Origin of the sequence: Bradyrhizobium sp. SHOUNA76 (assembly GCF_023006445.1) — a bacterium.
Taxonomy (GTDB): domain Bacteria; phylum Pseudomonadota; class Alphaproteobacteria; order Rhizobiales; family Xanthobacteraceae; genus Bradyrhizobium.
The window spans coordinates 1-5,420 of sequence record NZ_JALBHA010000449.1; the positions used below are offsets into that span (position 1 = coordinate 1).

Genomic DNA, 5,420 nt, shown 5'->3' on the forward strand with positions numbered 1-5,420 from the left:
TGCCGACGCGGCGCTGGCCAGCGTCGGGCTCGCCGATTTCGCCGATGCGTTTCCGCGCGAGCTCTCCGGCGGCATGAAGATGCGGGTGTCGCTGGCGCGCGCGCTCGTCACCGATCCCGACATCCTGCTGATGGATGAGCCGTTCGCCGCGCTCGACGAGATCACGCGCTTCCGCCTCAACAATGATCTGCTCGCGCTGTGGCGCAGCCTTGGCAAGACCATCATCTTCGTCACCCATTCGGTGTTCGAATCCGTCTATCTGTCGCAGCGCGTGGTGGTGATGACGGCGCGGCCGGGCCGTATCCAGGCCGATATCCGCATCGAGACGGTAGAGCCGCGCGGCGAGGCGTTTCGCACCTCGGCGGCCTATTCCGATTATTGCCGGAAAGTGTCGGCGGCGCTGGCGCCGTCCTATTCGGGCCAGTCGACGCTATGAACGCGCAAGCCACCGTCACCGCGAAACCGCGCGCTGCGCAACGCGCGCTGCGCTTCGTGTTGCCCGTCATTGTGTTCGCGGCGGGCCTCCTCGCCTGGGAACTGGTGGTCCGGATCAAGGAGATCCCTCCCTACGTGCTGCCGGCCCCCTCAATCATCATCCTGACGCTGATCAAGGACTGGGCTGTGCTGTCACAATCGCTCGCGACCACGCTGTTGACCACGCTCGAAGGTTTTGTCGCGGCCAGCATCGGCGGCATCGCGCTGGCGCTGCTGTTCAACCAGTCGAAATGGGTGGAATATTCGTTATTTCCCTATGCAATCGTGCTGCAGGTGACGCCGGTGATCGCGATCGCGCCGCTGCTCCTGATCTACCTGGAACAGCAAACCGCGGTCGTGGTCTGCGCCTTCATCGTCGCCTTCTTCCCGGTGCTGTCGAACACCACGCTCGGGCTCAATTCGGTCGACCGCAACCTTGCCGGGCTGTTCCAGCTCTACAGCGCCTCGCCACAGCAAGCGCTGCGCTTCCTCAAGCTGCCGGCCGCGCTGCCCTATATCCTCGGCGGCCTGCGCATTGCCGGCGGCCTGTCGCTGATCGGCGCGGTTGTGGCCGAGATCGCGGCGGGAACGGCCGGCGCCGGCTCCGGGCTTGCCTACAGGATCGCCGAGTCGGGCTATCGATTGAACATACCCCGCATGTTCGCAGCGCTGCTGCTGTTGTCGCTGGCCGGGATTGTCATCTATGGGGTGCTGGCGCTAGTTTCCCACCTCGTTTTACGGCGCTGGCATGAGAGCGCGCTTGGAAAGGAAAGCTGATGTCTACCGGTTCGATTTCGTCCGAAAAGATCGACCTTCTGATCTATGGGCCGGTGCGGCCGATCCTCGAGAACGGGTTTTCCGACCATTTCGTCGTGCACAAGGCCGAGACGCGCGGTGACCTCGAGCGATTGACGCCGGCGATCCGCGAAAAAATCCGCGGCGTCGCGGTGACCTATCACACCGTGCGCGCCGACAAGGATTCGCTGTCGCAGCTGCCCAAGATCGAGATGGTGGCAAGCTTCGGCGTCGGCTACGACCACATCGACGCCAAATACGCGGCCGAGCACAATATCATCGTCACCAACACGCCCGACGTGCTGACCGAGGAGGTCGCCGACGTCGCGATGGGCCTTCTGATCTCCACCTTGCGCGAGTTCGTCAAGGCCGACCGCTACGTTCGCTCCGGGCTCTGGCAGACGCAGAATTATCCGCTCAGCGTCGGCTCGCTGCGCGACCGCAAGGTCGGCATCGTCGGCATGGGCCGGATCGGCCAGGCCATCGCGCGCCGGCTCGACGCTTCGCTGGTGCCGGTGGTCTACCACTCGCGCAACCCGTCCAAGGACGTCTCCTACAAGCATTATCCTGATCTGATCGAGATGGCGAAGGCGGTGGACACCTTGATGGTGATCGTGCCCGGCGGCGCCAGCACGAACAAGATGATCAATGCCGAGGTGCTGAAGGCGCTCGGTCCGCGCGGGGTGCTGGTCAACGTGGCGCGTGGCTCGGTGGTCGACGAGCCCGCACTGGTGCAGGCGCTGAAATCGGGCACCATCCTGGCCGCCGGCCTCGACGTGTTCGCGGCCGAGCCGACCGTGCCGGACGAGCTCAAGGCCATGCAGAACGTCGTGCTGCTGCCGCATATCGGCTCGGCCTCGGTGGTGACGCGCAACGCCATGGACCAGCTCGTGGTCGACAACCTCAAGTCCTGGTTCGCCGGCAAGGCGCCGTTGACGCCGGTCGCCGAGACGCCGTTTAGGGGGCGCTGATGACAGGTCTTCGGGTCGTTGCATTCGCCGTCGCGGCCTATTTGGCCGCGATCGGCATCGCGCAGGCGCAAGATGCGACGACCTTGAAGAAATCGATGCCAGGGCAATGGGAGCTCTCGACCACCGAGCGCAGCAAGACCTGCGTCGTCACCCTCAAGGGCGACGCCGCGGGCCAGGGTTTCAAGCTGGAGCTCGAGCCCGCCTGCAAGACCGCGCTGCCTTTCACCAAGGACATCGTCGCCTGGAACGTCAGGGGGCTCGACATCGTCCGCCTGCAGGACGCCACCGGTGAAGCCGTAATCGACTTCACCGAGGTGGAGGCCGGCATCTTCGAAGGCCTGCGGCAGGGCGAGGGCGTCTACATCCTGCAGGATCTCGCCGCCGCCCGCTCAATGGCCAAGTCGATGGATCAGATGATCGGCGACTGGTCGATGGTGCGCGGCAACGGCCAGCCGATCTGCGGGCTGACGCTGACCAACACCGAGTCGAGCCCCGACAATTTCCAGGTCTTCCTCAAGCCGAAATGCGATGCGGCCATCGCACAGTTCAACCCGACGCAATGGCGGCTCGAGCGCGGCCAGATTATCCTGATGTCGAAATCAGGCGATGCCTGGCAGTTCGAGGCCGACGACAACGCGCAGTGGCGGCGCGTCCCCGACACCGCCGATCCCCTGATCATGCTGCGTCAGTAGGCGCCCGAAGCGACGGCGCGGGATCGTCATGCTCCGGAGCGGAACGGTCTTGTGCTGAACCGATGGAGCCGCGGGCTCCTCTTAACCTCTCCCGCTGGCGGGAGAGGTCGGCGCGAAGCGCCGGGTGAGGGCTTTCTCCTCTTGGGGATGGTTCATTGTCGAGACACCCTCTCCCCAACCCTCCCCCGCAAGCGGGGGAGGGAGCGCACCTGCTCCCGGGGAGGCCCCGAGCCTCAGCCATTCGCGCTACGTCGTCACCTTCGGCGGCGGCGCGGTGCCTTGCACCCATTTCTCCATCTTGCCGAGCACGCCCCAGGCCGCGAGCGCCAGCGAGATCGGCATCGCGAACTGGCCGAGGCCCGGCACTGCCGACACGACGGTCCCGAGCAGTCCGGCAAGGCCTCCCGCATTGGGGCTTGCCGTCACCGAGGAGAGCAGCGCGGTGAGCACCGAGCCGCCGATGCCGAGCGCGGTCTTCTTGCCGTCGAGCAGCTTGCCGATGGTCTCGCCAAGCGCGCCGTTGACCTGGCCCAGCACGGGCTTGCCGTCCTTGTTGAGGAGCGTGCTGAGCAGATCGACAACCTGCTTCAACTGGTCGACGGGGGCGGGGGTGGTCGGGGTGGCTGGTCCCGGCATCGGCGCCGTCTTGTTGACGAGAGAGAACAGCCGTTCGAACAGGCTGATCGGATCGTTGGTCGTGGCCGGCAAGGTTTTGGCCGGGATCGTTGCCGGCAGCGTCGTGCCGCCGACGGCCGGCCGCAGCACTTGCGCAAGATCTTCCAGCCGCGTCAGAACGTGGGACAGATCGGCCGCCTGCCCGGCGGTGCCCGGCTGCTGCGTCGCGCGCGTGATGGCGGCGACCGTGGCGGCGTCGAGAAGCCCGGTGTCTCTCAAGCCGTTCTGTTGCTGAAATTGCGACACGGCGGCCCTGGTTTTTGCTCCGCTGATACCGTCCTCGGCGAGCGGCGGATTGGCGCCGAGCTTGTTGAGCGCCTGCTGCATGAGAATGACCGTCGAGGCCACATCGTCCTCCGGCTCGGTACGGCCGGCGAATTGCGGGCTGCCGTCCAGCGTGATCGAGGAATCCAGCGACATCATCGCATGCAGGATCGCCGCGGTGCCGAGCTGGGTATCGACGTGATTGGAGTCGAACACATGGTCGCGGACGAACTTTCCGGCCCGTGCCTCGGGCGGACCGTACAATGTCGAGCCGCCATAGAGATAGGGCGAATTGACGCCCTTGGCGTGATAACCGAAGCCGTTGAACGCCTCGAGCCGGAATAGCATCCGCGCGATGCCCCAATCCTGGGCGCCGATGAAGTTCTCGAGTCTGAACGCGTCCACGGCGCCGTCCACGAAGGTCGCAAACGGGCCGCGCCCTTTCGGCACGATGGTGGTCACGCGATGCAGCGACTCGCCGTTGCCGAGATAAGTGTCGAAATCGAAATTGGACTCGCGGTAGTGGCAGAGCGCAGTGAAGTGCCAGGGGACGCCCGTCAACCGCTCGATCTGCTGATAGGTCGTCTTGCCGTTGAGGGCCTTGCGGGCCACCGCATTCGCTTCAGTGAGACGGCCGGGCCGGATCTCGAGACTGGCCCAATTCCGCTCATATTCGGCTTTCAAACTCTCGAATGAAATCATTTTCCGCTCCGCAAATGAATGATCGAATCTCGTGTAAGCCAAGTGAACCGGCTGGCGTGATCCGGGGGTGACGCCAGCATGATCTCCCGCAAATCTGGCAGGTCGCCGGTCCGTCGCATGTGAAATGGCTTACAACCTGGATGGGAAATCCTCGGGGGCACCGGCATGCGGGCGCGACCGCCCATCAGGGAACCGGCGCCGCCGTCCGTCCGTTAGCGAGCGAAACGGTTCGGCAAGGAGTCCTGCATGGCCAAGCGCATCCTCGCGATCGGCATCGAACCCGGCAGTGCCGACTACAGCGCATTCCCGCAACTGACGCCGGAGCTCGTGCGCAACTATATCGAGGCGCAGCTGTTGCGCCTGCGCGATCTCGGCTTCGAGGTCACGAGCTGCCTGATCGATCTCGACGTCACCGCGGAAGCCGGCGTCACGGCCGCGCTGCGCGACGAGAGCTTCGACTGCATCGTGATCGGCGCCGGCCTGCGCGAGCCGAAGGAGCGCCTCGTGCTGTTCGAGAAGGTGCTCAACCTCGTCCATCGCCTCGCCCCGGAAGCCGCGATCTGCTTCAACACCACGCCCGCTGATACGGCCGAGGCGGTGCAGCGCTGGGTCGAGCCGTGAGCCGGCAATTTGTCTGGCCCGAATCCGCGTGCGGCGCTATGACTGCCCCACCACAGGGAGGGCGAGCATGCTTCGGGGTCTTCGCATTGGAAGTTTTGGAATCGCGGCATGTCTGACGGTTGCGGCGGCGATGCCCGTGCATGAGGCCGCAGCCCAGGACGCCATTGGCGGCGCGATCATCGGCGGTGTCGGCGGAGCGATCCTCGGCGGCGCGCTCGGTGGAGGC

6 protein-coding genes are annotated in these 5,420 nt (G+C 65.3%); 5 read left to right on the plus strand and 1 reads right to left on the minus strand.

The features are described 5' to 3' along the window. The 4 genes from MOV74_RS30390 to MOV74_RS30405 all read left to right on the plus strand — a co-directional run. Positions 1-436, plus strand: a 436-nt coding sequence (locus tag MOV74_RS30390) for an ABC transporter ATP-binding protein (protein ID WP_246930463.1), incomplete at its 5' end; no start/stop codon positions are given. Next, positions 433-1,251 carry an ABC transporter permease gene (locus tag MOV74_RS30395; protein WP_246930465.1) on the plus strand — a complete coding sequence of 273 codons (819 nt, stop codon included), beginning with the start codon at positions 433-435 and terminating at the stop codon, positions 1,249-1,251. The genes MOV74_RS30390 and MOV74_RS30395, both read left to right, overlap by 4 nt. Beyond that, positions 1,251-2,240: a 2-hydroxyacid dehydrogenase gene (locus tag MOV74_RS30400; RefSeq protein WP_246930467.1), complete on the plus strand. Its 990-nt coding sequence runs from the start codon at positions 1,251-1,253 to the stop codon at positions 2,238-2,240. The genes MOV74_RS30395 and MOV74_RS30400 overlap by 1 nt, the downstream gene beginning before the upstream one ends. After that, positions 2,240-2,932 (plus strand): AprI/Inh family metalloprotease inhibitor, encoded by a 693-nt coding sequence (locus tag MOV74_RS30405; RefSeq protein WP_246930469.1) that lies wholly within the window; start codon positions 2,240-2,242, stop codon positions 2,930-2,932. The genes MOV74_RS30400 and MOV74_RS30405 overlap by 1 nt, the downstream gene beginning before the upstream one ends. A gap of 246 nt (positions 2,933-3,178) precedes the next feature. Here MOV74_RS30405 and MOV74_RS30410 read toward each other — a convergent pair whose 3' ends face one another. Beyond that, positions 3,179-4,573 (minus strand): peptidoglycan-binding protein, encoded by a 1,395-nt coding sequence (locus tag MOV74_RS30410; protein WP_246930472.1) that lies wholly within the window; start codon positions 4,571-4,573, stop codon positions 3,179-3,181. Between the two features lie 246 nt (positions 4,574-4,819). Here MOV74_RS30410 and MOV74_RS30415 point away from each other — a divergent pair, with 246 nt between their 5' ends. Next, positions 4,820-5,194 (plus strand): hypothetical protein, encoded by a 375-nt coding sequence (locus MOV74_RS30415; RefSeq protein WP_246930474.1) that lies wholly within the window; start codon positions 4,820-4,822, stop codon positions 5,192-5,194. Positions 5,195-5,420: the final 226 nt, after the last annotated feature.